This is a genomic window from Shewanella sp. ISTPL2 (genome assembly GCF_013283205.1).
Lineage (GTDB): Bacteria > Pseudomonadota > Gammaproteobacteria > Enterobacterales > Shewanellaceae > Shewanella > Shewanella oncorhynchi.
Map to the genome: position 1 here is coordinate 2445180 of NZ_JAAPAV010000001.1, position 19883 is coordinate 2465062.

The 19883-nt window shown below is 45.8% G+C and carries 17 protein-coding genes and 1 riboswitch; of the genes, 6 read left to right on the forward strand and 11 right to left on the reverse strand.

Going from position 1 to position 19883, the window contains the following annotated elements; genetic code table 11:
* Nucleotides 1-14: 14 nt before the first annotated feature.
* Entirely contained in the window at nt 15-638 is a 624-nt protein-coding gene (locus HUB64_RS10835) for a LysE family translocator (protein ID WP_173496985.1), read from the reverse strand.
* Between the two features lie 26 nt (nt 639-664).
* On the reverse strand, nt 665-1228 hold the full coding sequence (locus tag HUB64_RS10840; protein WP_173496986.1) for a lysophospholipid acyltransferase family protein: 564 nt from the start codon (nt 1226-1228) through the stop codon (nt 665-667).
* A 133-nt stretch (nt 1229-1361) separates the two neighbouring features.
* Here HUB64_RS10840 and HUB64_RS10845 point away from each other — a divergent pair, with 133 nt between their 5' ends.
* On the forward strand, nt 1362-1814 hold the full coding sequence (locus HUB64_RS10845; RefSeq protein ID WP_105250965.1) for a DUF4440 domain-containing protein: 453 nt from the start codon (nt 1362-1364) through the stop codon (nt 1812-1814).
* A 39-nt stretch (nt 1815-1853) separates the two neighbouring features.
* Here HUB64_RS10845 and HUB64_RS10850 read toward each other — a convergent pair whose 3' ends face one another.
* Both HUB64_RS10850 and HUB64_RS10855 read right to left on the reverse strand, forming a co-directional pair.
* Nucleotides 1854-2657: an NRDE family protein gene (locus HUB64_RS10850; protein WP_173496987.1), complete on the reverse strand. Its 804-nt coding sequence runs from the start codon at nt 2655-2657 to the stop codon at nt 1854-1856.
* A gap of 61 nt (nt 2658-2718) precedes the next feature.
* Nucleotides 2719-4371 carry a metal transporter gene (locus HUB64_RS10855; protein ID WP_173497909.1) on the reverse strand — a complete coding sequence of 551 codons (1653 nt, stop codon included), beginning with the start codon at nt 4369-4371 and terminating at the stop codon, nt 2719-2721.
* Nucleotides 4372-4854: 483 nt separating this feature from the next.
* Between HUB64_RS10855 and HUB64_RS10860 the strand changes: the two genes are divergently transcribed.
* Nucleotides 4855-5448, forward strand: a complete 594-nt coding sequence (locus HUB64_RS10860; protein WP_011848195.1) for a YhgN family NAAT transporter — start codon at nt 4855-4857, stop codon at nt 5446-5448.
* A 327-nt stretch (nt 5449-5775) separates the two neighbouring features.
* On the forward strand, nt 5776-8367 hold the full coding sequence (locus HUB64_RS10865) for an immune inhibitor A domain-containing protein (RefSeq protein ID WP_173496988.1): 2592 nt from the start codon (nt 5776-5778) through the stop codon (nt 8365-8367).
* Nucleotides 8368-8484: 117 nt separating this feature from the next.
* On the opposite strand, the gene HUB64_RS10870 is transcribed toward HUB64_RS10865, so the two are convergent.
* Nucleotides 8485-9048: a chorismate lyase gene (locus HUB64_RS10870; protein WP_131525672.1), complete on the reverse strand. Its 564-nt coding sequence runs from the start codon at nt 9046-9048 to the stop codon at nt 8485-8487.
* Between the two features lie 276 nt (nt 9049-9324).
* On the opposite strand from HUB64_RS10870, the gene HUB64_RS10875 reads away from it, so the two are divergent.
* Both HUB64_RS10875 and rlmF read left to right on the forward strand, forming a co-directional pair.
* The gene (locus HUB64_RS10875) at nt 9325-9753 is read left to right on the forward strand and encodes a flagellar basal body-associated protein FliL (RefSeq protein WP_168826922.1); all 429 of its coding nucleotides are present in this window, start codon (nt 9325-9327) and stop codon (nt 9751-9753) included.
* Nucleotides 9754-9811: 58 nt separating this feature from the next.
* Complete coding sequence (gene rlmF / locus HUB64_RS10880) at nt 9812-10912, forward strand: 23S rRNA (adenine(1618)-N(6))-methyltransferase RlmF (protein WP_173496989.1); 1101 nt, start codon at nt 9812-9814, stop codon at nt 10910-10912.
* An 86-nt stretch (nt 10913-10998) separates the two neighbouring features.
* Here rlmF and HUB64_RS10885 read toward each other — a convergent pair whose 3' ends face one another.
* The 4 genes from HUB64_RS10885 to glp form a co-directional block, all read right to left on the reverse strand.
* The gene (locus HUB64_RS10885; protein WP_131525670.1) at nt 10999-11244 is read right to left on the reverse strand and encodes a DUF333 domain-containing protein; all 246 of its coding nucleotides are present in this window, start codon (nt 11242-11244) and stop codon (nt 10999-11001) included.
* Between the two features lie 17 nt (nt 11245-11261).
* Nucleotides 11262-11924: a Bax inhibitor-1 family protein gene (locus HUB64_RS10890; RefSeq protein WP_168826929.1), complete on the reverse strand. Its 663-nt coding sequence runs from the start codon at nt 11922-11924 to the stop codon at nt 11262-11264.
* A gap of 128 nt (nt 11925-12052) precedes the next feature.
* Complete coding sequence (moeB, locus tag HUB64_RS10895) at nt 12053-12823, reverse strand: molybdopterin-synthase adenylyltransferase MoeB (protein WP_173496990.1); 771 nt, start codon at nt 12821-12823, stop codon at nt 12053-12055.
* 10 nt (nt 12824-12833) lie between these two features.
* A complete protein-coding gene (gene glp, locus HUB64_RS10900; RefSeq protein ID WP_173496991.1) occupies nt 12834-14087 on the reverse strand; it encodes a gephyrin-like molybdotransferase Glp in 1254 nt (417 codons plus the stop codon).
* Nucleotides 14088-14436: 349 nt separating this feature from the next.
* On the opposite strand from glp, the gene ftnA reads away from it, so the two are divergent.
* The gene (ftnA, locus tag HUB64_RS10905; protein ID WP_105250975.1) at nt 14437-14973 is read left to right on the forward strand and encodes a non-heme ferritin; all 537 of its coding nucleotides are present in this window, start codon (nt 14437-14439) and stop codon (nt 14971-14973) included.
* A gap of 72 nt (nt 14974-15045) precedes the next feature.
* On the opposite strand, the gene HUB64_RS10910 is transcribed toward ftnA, so the two are convergent.
* A complete protein-coding gene (locus HUB64_RS10910) occupies nt 15046-18270 on the reverse strand; it encodes an EAL domain-containing protein (protein WP_173242550.1) in 3225 nt (1074 codons plus the stop codon).
* Nucleotides 18271-18705: 435 nt separating this feature from the next.
* Nucleotides 18706-19359, reverse strand: coding sequence for a 3,4-dihydroxy-2-butanone-4-phosphate synthase (ribB, locus tag HUB64_RS10915; RefSeq protein WP_105250977.1), 654 nt, complete (start codon nt 19357-19359; stop codon nt 18706-18708).
* Between the two features lie 190 nt (nt 19360-19549).
* Nucleotides 19550-19781, reverse strand: a riboswitch (FMN riboswitch).
* Nucleotides 19782-19883: the final 102 nt, after the last annotated feature.

A 19883-nucleotide genomic window follows, 5' to 3' on the forward strand; every position in this document is an offset into this window, starting at 1 on the left:
CGATGATTATCGATTTAGTTTCGAGAGACAAGAATCGTGGCTAAGGTGATAAATACACCGCCGCTGGTTCTGTCAAACCAATGCAGCTTGTTGCTCGCCTTTAGGCTGGGCGCAAGCACATTGGCCATACAGGCATAAATCATCACAAAGCTAAAATCCACCACGGCCCAAGTGATGGCAAGGATGGTCAGTTGCGGTAATTGCGGCGCGGCAAGATTGATAAATTGCGGAAACAAGGCGGCAAAAAACAGTAAATCCTTCGGATTACTGATCCCCACTAGAAACGCCTGCTTATAAAGCTGCGCAGGCGTACCTTTGCCCTCTGACGGGCTAACTTCAAGGGCTTGAGCTTGGTTTTTCGTCAATAACAGCTTAATACCTAAAAATACTAAATAGGCCGCGCCGCACCATTTGAGCAGGGTAAAACCGTATTCTGAGGCGCTAATAATCGCCCCCAGTCCTGCCGCTGACGCCATCATTAAGATTAAAGCGGCGCTAACACTGCCAAGGCCTGTGGCTATGCTGCGCATCTTGCCGAAGTGGATCCCATGGGACATAGACAACATAGCGATAGGACCGGGTGAAATCCCAATCAATACAATGGCAAATAAATAGAGTAACCAGGTTTCGGGTTGCATATTTGCTGCTCTAAATGGAATAAATGTTAATATTTGGCACTCGCTATAAAATCAGGGATCACCTTGGGATGACGGCCTTTAATGGTGCGATAGAAGCTCAAAATCTCTTGCATGTCGGTCACGATATCGTCACTTGGTTGCAGTGGTGTGCGGATAACGACAGTGCGGCGGCTAAAATCTAAGCCAACGGGTGTAATGGGTACTTGGGCCTTGCTGGCTATATGATAAAAGCCGCACTTCCAGCGCGTCACTGGGCCGCGGGTGCCTTCTGGCGCTAGCGCTAACTTGTAATCGGATTTTGACTCAAACAGCTGCACGGCGGCATCGACTAAGTTGTTGTTCTTGCGCCGATCCACCGGACGGCCGCCAATGGCGCGGAAAAACCAGCCCCAAGGCGGGATAAAGAGTTGGTGTTTGCCGAGAAAGTGAATGCGGATACCTAGGGCGCCACGGGCTAAAATGCCGACAATGAAGTCCCAGTTACTAGTGTGCGGTGCAACTATGATGATGTATTTAGCACAGTCGGGCAGTTGGCCTTCTATCTGCCAGCCTGAAGTGTTAAGTAGCCAACGGCAAAGTGGTGTAAACATAGTTCGGTGCCCAGAGTCGAAAAATTAATAATATCATCAGCTTTTTTAGATTTTAAACTGGCTTAAACAAGATAGTCTGTACTGAATTCGGTATAGTACAGTTTAACCTGATTGATTGTGGGGGAACGATACTATGTTGAAAAATGGACTATTAAACAAGGTTATCTGGCAGCGTGTTTTTGCGGCACTGTTACTCTTGCTGACTTGTCATGTTAATGCGGTGCCGACGGATGAAATTACGCAGATGCTCAAAGGCCAAGAAGACGCCTGGAATCGCGGCGATCTCGATGCTTATATGCAAGGCTATTGGAAGAGTGATCAACTGCGTTTTGTCTCTAATGGTAAGTTTCGTTTTGGCTGGGAAGAAACTCTCGCTGCCTATAAGAAAAATTATCCAAATAAAGAAGCGCTTGGTGAACTGAAGTTCACTATCAAAGAAATCAAAATGCTCAGTAATTACGCCGCTATGGTTGTTGGGCGCTGGGATTTACGGCGGATAAAAGATGCCCCAACGGGCGTGTTTACTCTGTTGATTGAAAAAATCGACGATCGTTGGGTGATCACTATGGACCACAGTTCAGACTAAACCGTGTCCTTTACACTCAGTGCTGCACTGCAGTTCAAATTAGATTTGCGATAATAAACAGTCTGGTTTGGCTGGCGGCTCGGCGGGCAGGGTTAAATGGAAATCCTGCTGTCCAAGCTGTCTACCTTTGCCATCGTATCTCACTTCGGTGAAATGCATACCGCCCTCAGCATCTTCAAGCAGAATGCTGGTGGAGCGGGTGCCATAGTCGGGGTGACGAATATAAATCGCAGCTAAACGCCGTTCCCACTCGATCCCGACTCCCGTATTAGGCAGCTCATTATCTTGCGGCTGGGAATCGTCTTTCATTAGTTGTAACAGTACTTGCACTTCTATACTGCTGGACTGGCTGATTGCCGCTTCTAACGCCTGCTGTCCCTTCGCCATTTTCGGCCAAATATCATCGAGTGCACCATTGCTAATGGCATGAAATCCATCGGCAAGTTTTACTGTGTCTTTATTGATACTGTTAAAACAATATAAGTCAGTGCCTTGGCCGAAGATGAGATTGAACGGCTGATAATTGTCGCTATGTTCAACGAGCCAATTAGGGCACACGAGCGACCCTGAGTTGAGCGTCATAGTAATTAGCTCGCCACGACTACGCATGGCTTCAGGGTTCTTTTGCGGAACGCGCAGATTGGTTATGCCTGCGATTTGTCCTTGTTTATTGATGCCAAACCAAGTGCCACCGGCCTGCAGATCTTTACCCGCGAGTATGTTTTCTTCCGGCGGCCAAAAATGCGCTGGCGCAGTTGGTCTATGATGAAACTCATCGCGGTTGGCGCAGATGATTAAGGGATACTTAGGATGGGCATTAATGGCGACAAAGAGTATGCACATAGCAGGCTAAATTAATCCAAAGGTAGATTAACTTAGCCTGTCTGCTCACAAATGAACAGCGTTAGTGGTGCGAGTGCTTATCTGTTTTTGTGTGTTCATGTGCATGTTTATCGGCACTAGGTGTCACAACAGGTTTCTGCTCGTCTGTGTGCGAAGCGCTAGATTCGTGAGTATGTGTATTCTCGTGGGAATGGCTATGGGCGTGACTATGCGCATGAACTGCAGGTTTGCTGAGCATTAAGCGGCGTAAAAATTTACGTGGACCTAAGCGCAGTAAGCTGGCGGCAAACACCCCTGAGAGGATCAGTAGAGCAATTAAGTTCACGACTTCAGGCAAGGTAAATAAGGAGAACCATAGTGGCAAGCGTAATGCTGCGGCTAAGCTCAGCGCAATAATACTCAGTAATATTGCCCTTTGCGTCCATGTCATTAACTTAAGCTGAGCTATGTTGAGTACAGGTGCTGCAATCAGCGGCATCATAATCGCAATAGGACTCCAGCCACTATAAGCCAGTGCAAGAGCGAGTACGGCGGCGCCTAAGTTGCAGAAACGCATAGGTAAAAATACAAGTAATAGCACAACAACCTGTAGCAATGGATTGCTTAAGGGCATTGAAGGGTGGCCAATTAAATTCACTAATACTAGGCTAAGTAAAATCCAAGGTGCGCTGCGATCGACTAAATGAGCAAAGCCGAAACGCAGTGAATTGCTGGGTAATTTAGTGTGTGGATCGGTAATGGTGACGTTAGCATGGCTTAAATACGCACTCAGAATAAACACTACAAGCAATTGGAATAATGCTAACCAAGGACCAAGAAGTAGAGCTGTGATCACTAAGGCTTCAGGCCCAGCTAAGCGTTGGAACCAGCGACGGGCTAAACTGCTATCCTGCGGCGTCAAACCTAATTTAAAGCGCAGCGCAGCCGCACCATAGCTCAGCAGCAACACGGGTGCGAGCTTTAATAGCCAAGTTATTAATTGCTCTGTGCTGTGATCATGGTGGGCATGTTCGTGGCCGCCTGAATCCATTAATAGCAGCATCACGAGTAAACCGATGCCGAGCAAACTACCTATGCCAGCTTGGTATTCATATTTGCCTTGCGTATCACTTTCATGCTGACCATGGGGTTGATGTAGTACCACATGCAGAATTGTGCCTGTAATAAAGGCTTGTAAGTAGACAGTGTCATCGATATTTAAATAAGGAAGTAGTTGCTCACCGGCGAAATAGCCTATGCCTGTAAATAGCATCTGGGCTGCAAAGATCATAAGTGTCCAACGTGTTCCGAGATGGGGTTTAAGTATCCACCATACTGCAAAACCGACGGGTAATTGGTGGAGTATGACACCAAGAGCTAGCAGAATGGAGTTATCGTCTTGCTGCGCCAAAACCATAGCGGTGCCATCGGTGATGGTATGCAGTAATAAGCCACCAATACCCAAGAAAAGCGTAAAATTATGGGTGACTTCTGAATAACGGTGAAATAGGCGTTCGCTGGCGGTAGGCCCCCAGATGCCGAGGAGTACAAAGACGATCGCAAGCATGCCACCATGCTCGAGTAATTCTGGCAAGATGTGGATCAGCACTAATCCGCCTAATGAGACGAATATAAAACCATCGAGCCCCTTTTGTAAGCCACTACTCGATGAGAAGTAGCGATAAAACAGAGGGCCAATTAAGAGTGCGATACAGCTAGCAAGAAGATAGAGCATGGATTCCACGGAAAATTTGCTGAAAAAACGCCATAGTATACCAGCTGTAAAGCAAAGTGAGCAGTGACTTGCAGGCAATTTACTCAACTGACATTTTATACTGTGTTTTGAAGGGGAGAATTTTATTCACTTTGGCCATTCTGCGGAGAAATTTTCAGATCTAACTCGAGAAAAGGTACTATACCCAAGCTACCTGAAGATATGAGTTTCAGAGCGCCTAGGGTGCTTCAATTCAAGGCGCATCAATGACAGAATGTCGGCCACCTTTTGAATTGTTGCAACACGGAAGTGGAGCTCCCTAGGCGCTCCGTTCCGGCGGGTTGTAACGTACTTTATGCCGTGTTGGTTATTTTTAACTTAGCCCACTAGGTCCGCAAATAACCGCCTTGCCTAAAGTGCGTTACATTCCCGCTGAATCCTGCATCTTCAGATTGTTTGGGTATATAATATCGGCTTATGTTGGCTTGGGTGTTGATACGTTAAATGGATATATTTTCTGCTGCGGTAATGTTGTTTCTGATCATGGACCCTTTGGGGAATTTGCCGATTTTCGCGTCGATTCTACGGCATATCGATCCCAAGAAACGTCGTAAGGTACTGATCCGCGAATTACTTTTCGCCTTAGTGATCATGTTGTCTTTCCTTTATGCGGGTGAAGCCATTTTAAGTTTCTTAAATCTTCGTTCCGAATCTGTGAGTATTGCAGGCGGTATTATTCTGTTTTTGATCGCGATTAAGATGATTTTCCCCCAACCCGGTGGTGTCGTTGGATTAGCCGCGGGAGAAGAGCCTTTTATCGTGCCTATGGCTATTCCCTTGATGGCTGGCCCATCGATTCTTGCAGCCTTGATTTTACTGGCGCATACCGATAGCTCACGTATGGGCGATTGGACCATAGCGTTAGTGTCAGCTTGGGGGGCGAGTGCGGTGATCTTAATGTTTTATAAACTTTTCACCCGTGTGCTGGGGGAAAAGGGGCTCACAGCAGTCGAGCGTTTGATGGGTATGGTGCTGGTCATGATCTCAGTGCAAATGTTCCTCGACGGTATTTCAAACTATCTGAAAACCGCTGGCTAACTTTATCTAGTTTGATCAAAACGAAACCGTATTAACGTTGTTAATGCGGTTTTTTTTATGGCTGAGATTTGGCTTGGAATTGAGTCAGCACAGAGGTTTGCTGAATATTTGCTGACAAAAGTGCAAATCTTACCTGCGAACAGGTGTATCAAGTTGTTACTGAGGTGCAGTGCTGCTAATGTCGAAAACTCTGTCTCTATCACTTGAAGACGGATAAACCCCGAGTAGGTTACTAATTAAAGGCAATTTGTCTTAATACAAAGAGACACTAGTCTCAATAAATAGAATGGCGTAAACGGCGTTAGCTGTTACAGAAGGATGTTAAAAATGCGAAGTACAAAAGGCGTAACAGCGTTTGGACTGATGTTGGCATTGATTAGCGGCGCGAGTATTGCCGCTCCGAATCATACGCCTGCAGATGCGGGTGTGATTAATAAAGATCGAATTTTATATTGGTTGATTAAGCGTGGCGAAGTGGCCGCCGATGCCAGTGATAGCGTAAAGCAGGAGGCGATAGAAGCTTATATTCATCGCGCCACTTTGGCACAACCCAAAGCGCCGCGCATCGAAGTTGAAGCTGAACATGCGCGTCTACAAAGAGCTAAGTCATCGCAAATGATGCGCTCACCTGCACAGCGTTTACAGGCCGATGCGGATGTAAAGAAAACCGTTAAAGTGCTCACAGTATTAGTGGATTTTGCTGATCTAAAACATGATGACAATGGCTTAAAAGCGGGGGATACAGACATGTATTACCCGAGTTATCCTGCGTCCCACTACAAGCAATTACTCTTTTCGCCTACGGGCTTCAAAGGTCCACAGGGGCAGACGTTAGATTCGGGGTATCAATATTATCAAGCGGTTTCTGGGCAGACCTTCTCCTTTACTGGGGATGTGAAGGGCTGGTATACCGCCTCGCAAAATGCTGAATACTATGGTGTTAATGATCCAGATACCCGTAGTGATTCACAGGTCGAACAATTGGTAAAAGAAGCCGTATCTCAAGCTGTTGCAAATATGTCTGCAGCTGAGTTGGCGAGTTATGATGTTGAAGACCAAAATGATTTGAACAATAACGGTAATTACGATGAGCCCGATGGCATTATCGACCATGTGATGATTTTCCACTCTAGCGTAGGCGAAGAGGTCGGCGGCGGAAAACTAGGATCGAGTGCGATATGGTCGCATCGATATTATGTCGACCAAGCAACCAATGGTTATGCGCTTCCTGGTACGAACAAAAAAGTATTCGGTTATACAATCCAGCCTATCGATGCGGCAACGGGCGTGTGTACCCACGAGTTTGGCCATGATCTAGGTCTGCCTGATGAGTACGATACCTCTGAAAATGATAAGAAAGACGGCTCGCCTGTGGGGCTATGGTCTTTAATGTCTGGTGGTAGTTGGGCTGGTGCTATTCCTGGCGCTCAGCCGAGTGGTTTTAGTCCTTATGCTCGATCTTATCTACAGAAAAGATACAAAGGTAAGTGGTTGAATGAACGTGAAATCACCTTAGATAGCATTCCCAAATCAGGCATGGAAGTGACGTTGAATGAGGCGGTTAATCATCAGGCGGTTAATCAGATCTCTATTCCGCTCCCTCTTGTGTTAATTCCTTTTAAAACACCTTATCAGGGCAGTTATCAGTACTATTCTGGCCAAGGAAATATGCTGAATAACAGCATGAATTTTAATGTTAATTTACCTGCCGTAACAACAGATAAACTGATTCTGAGTATGAAGGCTAGTTGGAGTATTGAGCCTAACTATGACTACATGCAGGTGAAAGTGGATGGTGTGGCCATTGCGGGTAATTACACTAAGTCGAACAATGCAATGAATAGTGCTCGTCATATCATCACTGGTGAATCGTCTGCGCTTGCTCTGGCGGAAGGTCGTGATGCTTGGGTAACATTAGAATATGATTTATCAGCATATTCTGGAAAATCTGTTGCTGTCGAAATCAACTATGTCACCGATGATTATACCTCTGAGTCAGGGATCGCTATTGATAACATCAGCGTTAAACAAAATACCACTGAGTTATATAGTGATAACGCTGAAGTTGCGGATAAAATGACGTTTTACGGCTATAGCCGGATTAAGGATTTTCGTCCGGATCCCAAATCTCAGTCTCGTTATATTATCCAGCTGCGTAGCCATAATGGTGTCGATGCGGGTTTGAAAGCAAAAAGCTTTGATCCCGGAGTTTTACTCTGGTTAGAAAATTTTAGCTACAGTGACAATAACGTTTCAGACCACGCTGGCCATGGCTTGATTGGCGTGATTGATGCTGACCAGAATATGATTGGCACTCGCTCTACCGACGTACAAATTCGTGATGCGGCCTTTAGTACAGTAAATCAAACCTTCTATTTGGAGGACAATCATCGCGATGCTGTCAGCCTGTTCGATGACAGCTTAGATTACAGCGCGCCACTACAGCCACAGTCAGGTATGGTGTTGCAGCAGCTAGGGTTGACAATGCAGGTACTATCTCAAGCCAGCAATAATGGTACTGCGGTTATTCGTCTTGCGAATGCGAACTCTGATGCTATAGCGCCGTTAACTGTCAGTTTTACTAATACTGTCAACCAATTAGCAGTAAGCTTCACCAGTAATATTGATGGCGGTATGGGAGTATTAACCTACGCTTGGGATTTTGGTGATGGCACGACAAGCACTGTCACGGCGCCAACCCATACCTATGCGAAGGCGGGCACTTATACTGTGAAGCTTACAGTGACAGATGCGCAAAATACTAAGGCGATTAGCAGTTCGACGGTAACGGTTGTTGCACCTGTTACGCCTCCAGTAACTCCGCCGGCCAGTGAGAGTTCAGGTGGCGGCAGCTTAGGTTGGTTAAGCCTTGCCTTCCTTAGCTTATTGACTTGGCGCCGCCAGTTAAATGTGCACTAAGTTAAATGTCCACTAAGTTGATTGTTTGAAACCCGAACAAAAATGCCTCTGATCTAGAGGCATTTTTTATCTGTCTTGAGGCTAAATTCTGACTAAGCTTTGGATGAAGTCTAAAGTTTACAACTGACGGATAGCTTGCTCGGCCGCTGGAAGAAAGATTTCGCTGACGATCATTTCATGCTCACCGTGATGGAAATAGCGGCGGCGTCCCCAGAGTGCATGTTCGACACTTTGATCTAAACTTTCAGCTAAGTGGGCAAGGCGACTACAGGTTTCGAAGCTGGCCACTTCGATTCTACCGGGGATGAAGTTATCTTGGCTAAACAGCAATTCACCTAAGGGGCGAGTACCCAAACTAAGGAAATCCATTTTGCGCTCGGCCATTAATTTTTCAGGGATCAAGGTTCTGGCAAATACCCAAGGTATCGAGTCGAGGCAAAGCAAGACTTCACGGATCCATACAGCACCTTGCTGGGGATATTCGCCCTCTAAGGGAGCATGCAGTCCTTCGCCTAGTATCTTTACTTCAAATTGAGCGCAGCAAGTTTTGAGTTTTTGCGTTAGGCTGCCAGTGGCAAGCAACCATTCTTTCAAGGGCGATTTGGGGAGTTTGTCGGCTAGATCGGCTGAAAACCACTGAATAGATTCACCATAGGGAAAGCTTAAGCTAGTCACATTCATTAAATACTCGTTACAATATAAACAAACGTCGGCAGTCTAGCATGTCGCGACGCGAGCATATATACCCAAGCTACTTCCAGATACGGACACTGCATCTTCAGGTTGTTTGGGTATATACCCAAGCTACTTCCAGATACGGACACTGCATCTTCAGGTTGTTTGGGTATATACCCAAGCTACTTCCAGATACGGATACCGCATCTTCAGGTTGTTTGGCTATATAGATTGGGAAGTTTCTTCCATTACCATTATTGTTTTAGGGAGCCGTAAGTCGCTATGAAAAAATTACTTTCAGTCTGTCTTATCTTGGTTACAAGTATTTTCAGTGTTTATGCGGCCGATGAAAAAGAAGCTGCACCTGCAGCAGCAACCCCACCTACGGGTGAGTATGCCTACTATGGTTTCGAACCCGAAATTGTCACTAACTACATTTCTAATCGCAAGAAATTGGGTTTTGTGAAGATTAGCGTTGAGTTAATGGTAAAGAGTCCAGATGATCTAGTGACAATTGAGCTCCATAATCCATTATTACGAGCCGCAATTGTTGAAGTGTTAGGCAATCAATCGGAAGAGAAGATTAAGTCACTCACGGGTCGTGAAGAGATTCGTCGTGAGTGCTTTGAAATGGTTAACAATTTGATCACCAAAGAAGCTGGTAAACCCTTGATCGTAAACTTATTGTTTACCTCTTATCTGTACGATTAATTTACTGCCTCACTCTATGGGCTGACTTAGGTCGGCCCATTGCGTTACAAGAGCTATTATGTCAAAACCTGCCGTGAAACCCGTCCAATTAGTGACTGCGAAACGCCTAACGAGTACAGCCAACATTGGTCATGCAAAAACTAAAGCACCAAAGCAGGCTAGAACTGAGGTGAAAGGCAAAGCCAAGTCGGTCAAAAACAGGCCTAGTGCTGAGATTAAAAAAGCTTTACATCCTCGAAATGTACACTTGAACGGCTATGATTTTCCGGCGCTGATGAGTTCATTCCCTAAGCTAAAAGCCTTTGTTCGACCCACGCCTTATGGGGCTTTATCGGTCGATTTTGCCGATCCGTTAGCAGTTAAAATCCTTAATGCGGCGCTACTGAAATATCATTATGGGATTGAGTCTTGGGATATTCCTGATGGAGCGTTATGTCCTCCTATTCCCGGTCGAGTCGATTATTTACATTATTTAGCAGACCTTCTAGCCGAAGGCGATGATGTATTTGCTTTGGATAAAACTAGGGTATTAGATATCGGCACTGGCGCGAACGGTATTTATCCCATATTGGGTTGCCAAGTATACGGTTGGCAATTTGTCGCCTCGGATATTAATGCCCATTCACTCAGTAATGTGCAGAGTATTATTGAGCAAAACCCAGTGCTGCAAGGGCAGATAGGTTTACGATTACAGCCAAATGACAAGGCGGTCTTCAAGGGAATCATTCAAGCCGGAGAATGTTTTGCGTTAACCCTGTGCAATCCGCCATTTCATGCCTCTATGGCTGAGGCGAGCGAAGGTACAAAGCGTAAGGTGAATAATCTGCAGCTCAATCGGGGTGGCTTGGTAAAGGTTGCACCTAAGCTGAATTTCGGCGGTCAAGCGGCTGAGCTTTGGTGCCAAGGCGGTGAACGACAGTTTTTAACGACTATGATCCGTGAGAGCCAAATGTTTGCAGATCAATGCTTATGGTTTACCAGTCTAGTGTCGAAGAAGGAAAACCTGAAACCTTGTTATCAAGCCTTAGCGCAGTTGAAAGTCGATACTGTGAAAACGATTGAGATGCAGCAGGGTAATAAAATTACGCGGGTTTTAGCGTGGAGTTTCCAGTCAGCATCTAAGCGCAAAATCTGGCGCGGTGAACACTTAGCCCGTTAAGACTGTTGAGTATGACCCAATTAAGTACAGCTAACAAAACAGGCGCTAATGGCGCCTGTTTTTATTAAAGGTAAAAATAGCCACTGTTACTGCGGCTTTTCTTCCTTATGATCGCGACGGAATAACGCCCACTCTTCAATTGCTTCACCGCTGGGTAAGGTGCAGATCCCATGTTCACCTTCAGCGGTTTTCTCAATTGTTAATTTGCCACCAATGGAGACACAATACTCAGAGGCGGGATTGGCTATTTTTACTTGTTCAGTATCACTGCATCCGACTAATACCACACTCGCCAGAAGTGGAGCAGTAACAAGTAGGAATTTGATTTTCATAGACACTCCTTGGTGAGTTATTTTCGCCCTAAAATCCGCAGGATCCGTAGGAACAAGTTGATGATATCCATATACAAAGCGGCGGCGCTATCGATGGCATTATCTATGGTTTTAGGGATTTGATTCGCCCGTCCCCAGTCATAACCAATATAACCGCAGAAAATCAGCACGACTATCCAATCTAAAATGCCGTGGTGAGTATTAAAGATAAACACTTCAATCAGTTCGACGACGATAACGAGCAATAAAGCAATCGTGAGTGCGCCGGAAATTTTTTGGAAAAAGGCGGGGAAGAGTGTGCCTAAACACATCATGGCTATGGTCACTAGCCCTGTGATACGAATGGCTTCAGTCACCAATTCGGGATCGTATTGACTAACCACCATATTGATAATTAAGCCGAAGGGCACGACCACAAAGTTGTAGCCAATAAAACTGACAACGGGGTTAGTCGATTTTTGGAACAGATAAATCCCAAAAAAACAGGAGGCGAAATAGCCGATAAAGAAAATCCAAGGATTAACACTGGCAATCGCCTCTGGGTCGATATTGGTGACCATCCAATAGTTAACGGCAAAACCCCAAATCAGCGTGAGGCCGATAACGAGGTTGTAAATACCTGCGCCAACTATGGGGTCGTCTGTGGTCATGCGGTCAAATACACTGTTTTCCGAATCCATATGTTTTCCTTGTGATTTCCTTATTTTAACGGGCCATTAAGCGTCATCAGTGTTGAGCTATATGACGGCAAATTAAGCGGTGGCAATTAAGCTAGTGTAAATAAAGCCGTTTTTCAAGCGAGAACAACCTAAGCCTCTTTAGTACCACAAACACTGCAGCGGACTTGTTTCGGTAACTTCATCTCGCGAAACTCCATCGTCATTGCATCGATCATCAAAATGCGTCCCGCTAAGGTTTTACCCATGCCAGTAATCACTTTGATGGCTTCAACCGCCTGCAAACAACCTATCATACCGACCACAGGGGCTAGGATGCCCGATTCAACGCAGCTCAGTTGTTGCTCGCCAAATAGGGCGCTAAAGCAATGATAACAAGGCGTTTCGCTGTGATAATCGAACACAGTGACCATGCCTTCCATCCGAATTGCCGCGGCAGACACTAAGGGCACTTTATGCTTAAAACAGCTGAGATTAAGTTGCTCGCGCACACTGACATTATCGGTACAGTCGAGCACTAGATTGTGATCGGCGACAAGGGCATCAATCTCATGATCATCTAATACAGCATTGATAATATTGATCTTAATAAAGGGATTGAGCTGCATGAGGCTCTGTTTAGCCGATTCGACTTTAGGCTGGCCGACATTGGCATCTTGATGAAGCACTTGGCGCTGCAAGTTGGATAATTCAACTGTATCAAAATCGACCAGTGTCAGTTCACCAATACCCGCAACTGTCAGGTACTGGCTAGCAGCACAGCCCAAACCGCCAGCGCCTATCATCAGCACTTTGGCTTGTTTTAGGTGTTCTTGACCGTCGATATCCATAGCCTTGATGGATATTTGGCGGCTGTATCTTAAGAGTTCGCTGTCGCTGAGAATATCTTCTGGCACATTCATTGGGATTTTCCTAGCAAAGCACGCTGTTAAATGGCTCGACCGTCACTTGGGCGCCAGCGGGAGTATCACCTTGGAATTGCTCCAATAAAACGAAACAGTTTGCTAAGCTCATCGAAGTCAACATGCCTGAACCTTGGCTACCGGTAATGGCAACTTCAAGTTTACCTTGTGCATTACGGCTTAAAACGCCCCGTTGATATTCGACGCGGCCTGGTTGTTTACGCACGGGCGTGGTGAGCGTAGCGTCTAACATCAAAGGTGCAACTGGGGTTAACCCCTGCATCTTGTTCAGTATTGGCCAAACGAGTTTGTAAAACGTCACCATAGAAGACACGGGATTCCCCGGTAAACCACAGAATATCGCTTTGCCGATACGGCCCATGGCAAAGGGCTTGCCTGGTTTGATGGCGAGTTTCCAGAAGGTAATTTTGCCTTCCTCATCAAGAATTTGTTTAGTGAAATCTGCTTCACCGACCGACACGCCACCCGAGGTTAATACCATGTCGGCTTGGCTAGCGGCATTGCGAAATGCCTGACGTATGGCTTCAGGATCATCGGCTATTACGCCTAAATCGAGCCATTCCACATTAGCGCGGCTGAGTAAGCCTTGGATCGAGTAACGGTTTGAATCGTAAATTTGTCCTAGGGCTAATTCGCTGCCAACGGGACGCAGTTCATCGCCTGTGGAGAAAAAGGCCACTTTAAGCTGACGATAAACTCGCACTTGGCTAACACCAATCGTGGCCAACACCCCGAGTTCGGCGGCACCAATTTGAATGCCAGCACTGAGCACTTTAGTGCCTTGGGTGAGTTCTTCACCGCGGCAACGCACATTGGCGCCTTGCGCCCTAGGATGGCGGATATGAATAATCTCACCTTCAACCTCGGCTTCTTCCTGCATTTGCACTGTGTCATAACCTGTAGGCACAGGCGCGCCTGTCATGATCCGCACGCAGGTATTAGGTTTGGCTTCACCTTTAAAACCATGGCCAGCGAAGGAACTGCCGATAAGGCGCAATGCGGTCTGATTGGTTTGCGTATTTAAGTCGACAAAACGGAAGGCGTAGCCGTCCATAGAGGAGTTGTTAAAGGGCGGCAGGTCGATGCAGGAAGCTAAATCTTCTGCTAGGACGCGGCCAAGGGCATGGGGAAGCAATACGACTTCGGTGTCTGACACTGGGCTAACTTGCTCGAGCAAAAGGGGAATAGCTTGATCTGGATGCATTAAGCTAGGTTGCGAACAAGGATCGGCTGTTACGGACATTAGGGTCTGCCTTATATGCAATGGGTCGTAATGACGCTGAATGAATTTCCACCTGATTATGACTGGCTATTATGCCACGGTGATCTGGGATGGCTATGATTTGCATGTGAGTTTCTGTGATAGGCCAGTCAGTTTTTTCTGCCACTTTGGGCGATAACCTCGCTAGAAGTCACACAATTTACTGCGCTAATTCGAGGGTTGAACGCGAGTCGATGAACAAATGAAAATCATTTTTATCAATGAATCATTAACTTAGCAAGAAATCCAAAGGTAAATTTTGTTGCTTTTGTCGACCCCCTTGATGACAATGTCCCCCATGATTCAGTTCGAATGCAAAAGAGGATTTACTATGCTGTCTGCAACTATGATCGAAAAGTTGAATGAACAAATTAATATGGAGTTCTTCTCCTCAAATTTATACCTGCAAATGAGTGCGTGGTGTGAAGATCAGGGATTTGAAGGCGCAGCTAAGTTTATGCGTGAGCACGCGGATGAAGAAATGGGCCATATGCGTCGTCTGTTCACGTATGTGAGTGAAACCGGTGGCTTACCTTTGTTAGGTGCGATTGCGGCGCCGCAGTCACAGTTCGATTCTTTACTGGCGTTGTTTGAATTAACCTATGAGCATGAGCAGCTGATTACCCGTCAGATCAATGCCTTGGCCCATGCCGCATTTTCGAATCAAGATTACTCAACCTTTAACTTCTTACAATGGTATGTCGCTGAGCAGCACGAAGAAGAAAAGCTGTTTAAGTCGATTGTCGATAAGATACGTTTAGTGGGCGAAGATGGTAAGGCACTGTTCTTTATCGATAAAGATTTAGCTAAGCTAGCCTCTAAGGGTGGCGAAAGCATAATGAACGGCCAAGGCCAACCACAGGCTTAAGTCCGTTTTATTTGCCACAAAAAAGCAGCCTAGGCTGCTTTTTTGCTCTTTATTGTTTTATTTTTTATAAGCTTAGATATTCACGCATTTATCTTGATAGCCATCATTCAACAGCGCTGTGTGCTTGATGCGTAGCAAGGGAGTGATCTCGTTGAAGGGGAGCGGTTTGGAGATCAAATACCCTTGAGCGAAGTGACAACCTAAATCTCGTAGGAAGTGCCACTGTGCTTCGGTTTCTATGCCTTCAGCAACTAACTCCATTTCTAGGCTTTGCCCCATCATGACAATCGCTTTGACTAAGTTGGCGTTCGAGTTATTTTCGAGGGCATTTTCCACAAAGCTGCGGTCGATTTTAATCACTGAAATCGGGAATTTTTTTAGATAACTCAGGGAAGAATAACCCGTGCCAAAGTCATCGATATAGATTTGCGAGCCTAAATGACGAATAGACTCGAGCGTGCTCAAGCAATGGCTGGCATCGCCCATCAGCATGCTTTCAGTGATCTCAATATGCACATTTCGTGGGTTGACGTGGTGGCGGTTGAAGCACTCTTGCAACACTTGGTCGAACCCCATGCCGCGTGTATTGATACATTGGCGGCTGGAAACATTAATCGCGACATTAATATTTAAGCCACTTTTCTGCCATTGCCTCAGATCATGCATGGCTTGGTTGAGCACCCATTCGCCCATAGGCTCTATCAGTCCGGTTTCTTCGGCTAATGGGATAAATTGATCCGGCGGGATCAACCCAAGCTCGGGATCTTGCCAGCGGATAAGGGCTTCGACGCTGCAGACACTTCCCGTTTGCATATCCACGATAGGTTGATAATGCAGGGCAAATTCATTTTGTGCCACGGCACGGCGTAGACGTTGTTCTAACTCCATCCGGGCGAACATGGCTTGATTCATACCCGCGGTGAAGTATTTAAAATTGTTCCGCCCTGCGTCTTTGGCTTGATACATGGCGGTTTCGGTATTGCGGGTGAGTGAGCCGGTATCTAACCCATCTTCGGGATAGACGCCAATACCAAAGCTGGCCGAAATCTGGATCTCGCGGTCATTTAAGTTAAACGGCATACCTAAGGTTTCAATGATTCGGGTTGCCATGTGTTCGATGGCGAGTTCGTTAGTCAGTCGTGGCAAGATAAGTACAAACTCGTCGCCACCGATACGTGCGATAAAATCGGTTTTCCCCGCAATGCCTTCTAAGCGCTTTGCGACATCTTTAAGTAATAAGTCGCCAGTGGCATGTCCTTGTACATCATTGATATATTTGAATTGATCTAAATCAATCAGCAAGATAGCCAGCTTGCGAGAGTCATGCTGCGCCACATGGATTTCGTGCTGTAGTCGTTCATTGAACAGCTTACGATTAGGCAGCCCAGTTAACCCATCGAAGTTGGCCTGATACCAAAGATCCTGCTCATATTGCTTACGCTTACTGATATCCATAAATAAACCAATATGTTGGATTATTTTACCTTGCTCATTTCGCACCACAGTGATCGCTAGATACTCGGGATATACTTGGCCATCTTTGCGTTTATTCCAAACTTCACCCTCCCATTTCCCTTCTTTTTGTAGTGATTCCCACATGGCGGTGTAAAAGTGCTTAGGATGACGGCTAGAGCTGAGTAGGGAGGGACTGCGGCCTTTTACTTCTTCCAATGAATAGCCCGTAATGTGGCAAAACGCGGGGTTGACCAGTTCAATATGGTTGTCGGCATCTGTCACCACTATGCCTTCGGCAGAATAGTCAAACACAGCTGCAGCGCGGCTTAGGGCATGGTTCGCTTTTTGCCGTTCGCTAATCATACGGTTCATGGCACGGGCCATGCGGGCGAGTTCATCTGTGCCTGAGACTTGGATATTAATATTGAGCTGTGGATCTGCTGCCATTTGCTGCATGTCATTGGCAATCTTAGTGATCTTATCCATAAAATTGCGGATGATCTTTTGTCCAAGCCAAAGTGTGATGGTCGCGGTGAACAAAGCCGAGAATAAGTATAAGCCGAGTAAGATTAAGGTGTGGTTTTGTTGATATTCGCTCTGCTGCGCCATGTTCTTGGTGATATTTTGCGCCAGCAAATGTAGTTGATTGATACGCTGAGTGGTGAGATCCCACCACTCCTGGCTATCAATTGGATGTGGCGGCATTAAAAGTTGGCTCATCGCTTGGCTTAATTTGTCCTCACTGGCTGGGACTTGCGCAATGGCTTTGATCTCTGTCATCGGCAAACCTTGCTGCTGCAGTTGCTGCAACTTGACCATGCTGAATTGGTATTGATTTATGCTGTCCTCAATGGTTTTCAGTGCCGCCTTAAATTCGGGCAGAGAACGAGTCTCGTGACTGAGTTCATCCAAATTAAGATGAATCGTCGCAAGTGCTGCATTAAATTTTTGCAGTGAAATCTCATCGCCCTTAAGCAAATAGTCCTGAAAACTGCCCATTAAGCCACCGTAACCTAAGTAGGCATTAATATTTTGTGCCAGAGCGCTAATGCGAGTTTGTTGTTCAATTTGCTTGCTGATTTGCAGAATGCGTTGATTTTCTGGCGAATCTTGTAGGTTTTGCAGTAAGGACCTTCTATCGGAAATTGATGCATTACTCGCGTGTATCACGGCTCGCTCATATTCATACATAAAGGAGATTATGGTGCGGTAATCATTAATATTGAGTGATTTGCTGAGCAGTAATTGATTGATGGCACTTCGTTCTTTTACGGCCAACTCCTGCACCATAAGTAGGTTCAATAGATCGGTATAGGCACGGGACTGACTGATTTCGTTGGTTTGTAACTGTAATAGCTGAATGAGCTGCAAAAGCTGAGTGTGGAATTGATTATAGAGTTCCGTAAACTGACTCAGTGTTTCGTCGGTGTGGTTTTGGTGAACGTTAGCGAGTTTGTTGCCTGTGAGTTTGAGTGCATCCAACAATGCGTTCATTTTGTTTGCTTCAATACTTTTAGGGTCGAGCGCCTCCAGAAGATGCTCTAAAGGCTCACTGTTCAGTAATGCATCGAGTGCTTTTGATCTAGTCGCTTGTTGCTGTAATAGCACTTCATCGGTTGGTCGCTGATTTGTACTTAGACCATATTCGTTTTGCAACTGATAGAGTAGCTCAGTGATTTGTACCGTCGTTTGTACCGCAAGATGATTGTGCTTGGCCGAGTGTGATTCCTTTATCAAGTCATGCATGCGCGTCAGAATGAAAAAGCTCATCATTAATAATGGGACTAACGAAAACAGAATGAGCTTTTGCTTCAAACTGAGATGGTGTAGCGCTGACGGCATTAAAGATCACTCCACTCGTTCACCTAGGCAGAAAAAGAAAATTCAACGTAATAACGTTGAATCCGAGTTACAAATAGGACTAGGCACAGGGTGAGGATATTTAACATAGGCGGCCAGCCACCGCGACCTTTAGTTTATGGATATCTAATCTAGGTCACGAAATTAAGCAAATTGTTATATATCATGCTAAGAGACTATTTTTATTAACCTATTTTGCACCTATCAAACAAGCATTTGTCTTGTCTGTGATGTGAATCAGTATTTCATCATTCGAAAGAATGACTTGTTTAACTTTACCTTTTATCGGTTTTTTTAGTGCATTAGGTTGAACGCGATTGTTAACGGTAAATCTATTTAAATAAAAAGGACGTTTGCCGCAGCTAAACGTCCTTCTATTTAAATCAATGCCCTAGGTTCAGGCGATTGGCGTGTTATCTAGCCGACATTGGCCAGCAATGATTTGCGATAAACGACAATATCTTCAATCGTCAACACGGGTATATTGTGCTGAGCACCGAAGGCAATAATTTCGGGTAAACGCGCCATAGTGCCATCGGTGTTAGTGACTTCACACAATACGCCAGCGGCTTTTAAACCCGCGAGTTGCATTAAATCAATAGTGCCTTCAGTGTGACCACGGCGGGTCAATACCCCACCCGGTTGGGCGCGAAGTGGATACACATGGCCAGGACGAGCGAGATCACTTGGCTTAGCGCCATCGGCAATCGCCGCTTTAATGGTGGTCACGCGGTCAGCGGCAGAAACCCCTGTAGTCACACCAACTTTAGCTTCAATACTCACAGTAAACGCAGTGCCGTATTGGCTCGAGTTGTTTTCCACCATAGGGGGCAACTCGAGGGCTTTGACTTTTGCATCGGGTAAACACAGGCAAACAATACCGCTACATTCACGGATGAGCATGGCCATTTGCGCGTTAGTCAGCGTCTCGGCAGCGAAAATTAAATCGCCTTCGTTTTCTCTATCTTCGTCATCGACAACTAACACACCTTGGCCTTGACGCAGGGCATTAAGACCCGCTTCAACGCGTTCGATAGCAGTACCAAAAGGAGCAAGTAAAGACTGATTCATGGTTAATATCCTTAAATAAACGACATTGGAATATCCAGAATCAGGGCGTGCAGAAATACAACGTAATCAAGCCAAAAGGCTCGATTTTGCTGTAGCAATATCACTTCACTTGGGGTGAAGTTATTGCAAAACATGAGGCTAACACTGCAATACATAAGTGCGTTGCACTTAAATACCGCAAGGTGTTGTCTTACATTCTCTTCCATCCGGACTCAGCACTGTCGCCATTAAAGCAAACAGTCCATTACCGTCGGCTCTGGAATAGTCAGTTTTGCACTAGGCAAAATCTAAGGCACCAGATCTGCTGACCCCGAAATTGATTTCGGGCGCTCGCGGGCTTTGGGTGTCGCTCAGCAAAATAATCACTTAGTCGTTACCCATTTACCGCCGGTGGGGAGTTTCACCCCGCCCTGAGAATTTGCTTTTGAGCCATTTGCGCTCAAAAACGCGGTTATGTTGCTCTTATTTACCGCGAATGGCAACTTCTCGCGTTCAATGTTTGCGCTAGTGCACACCTGACCACT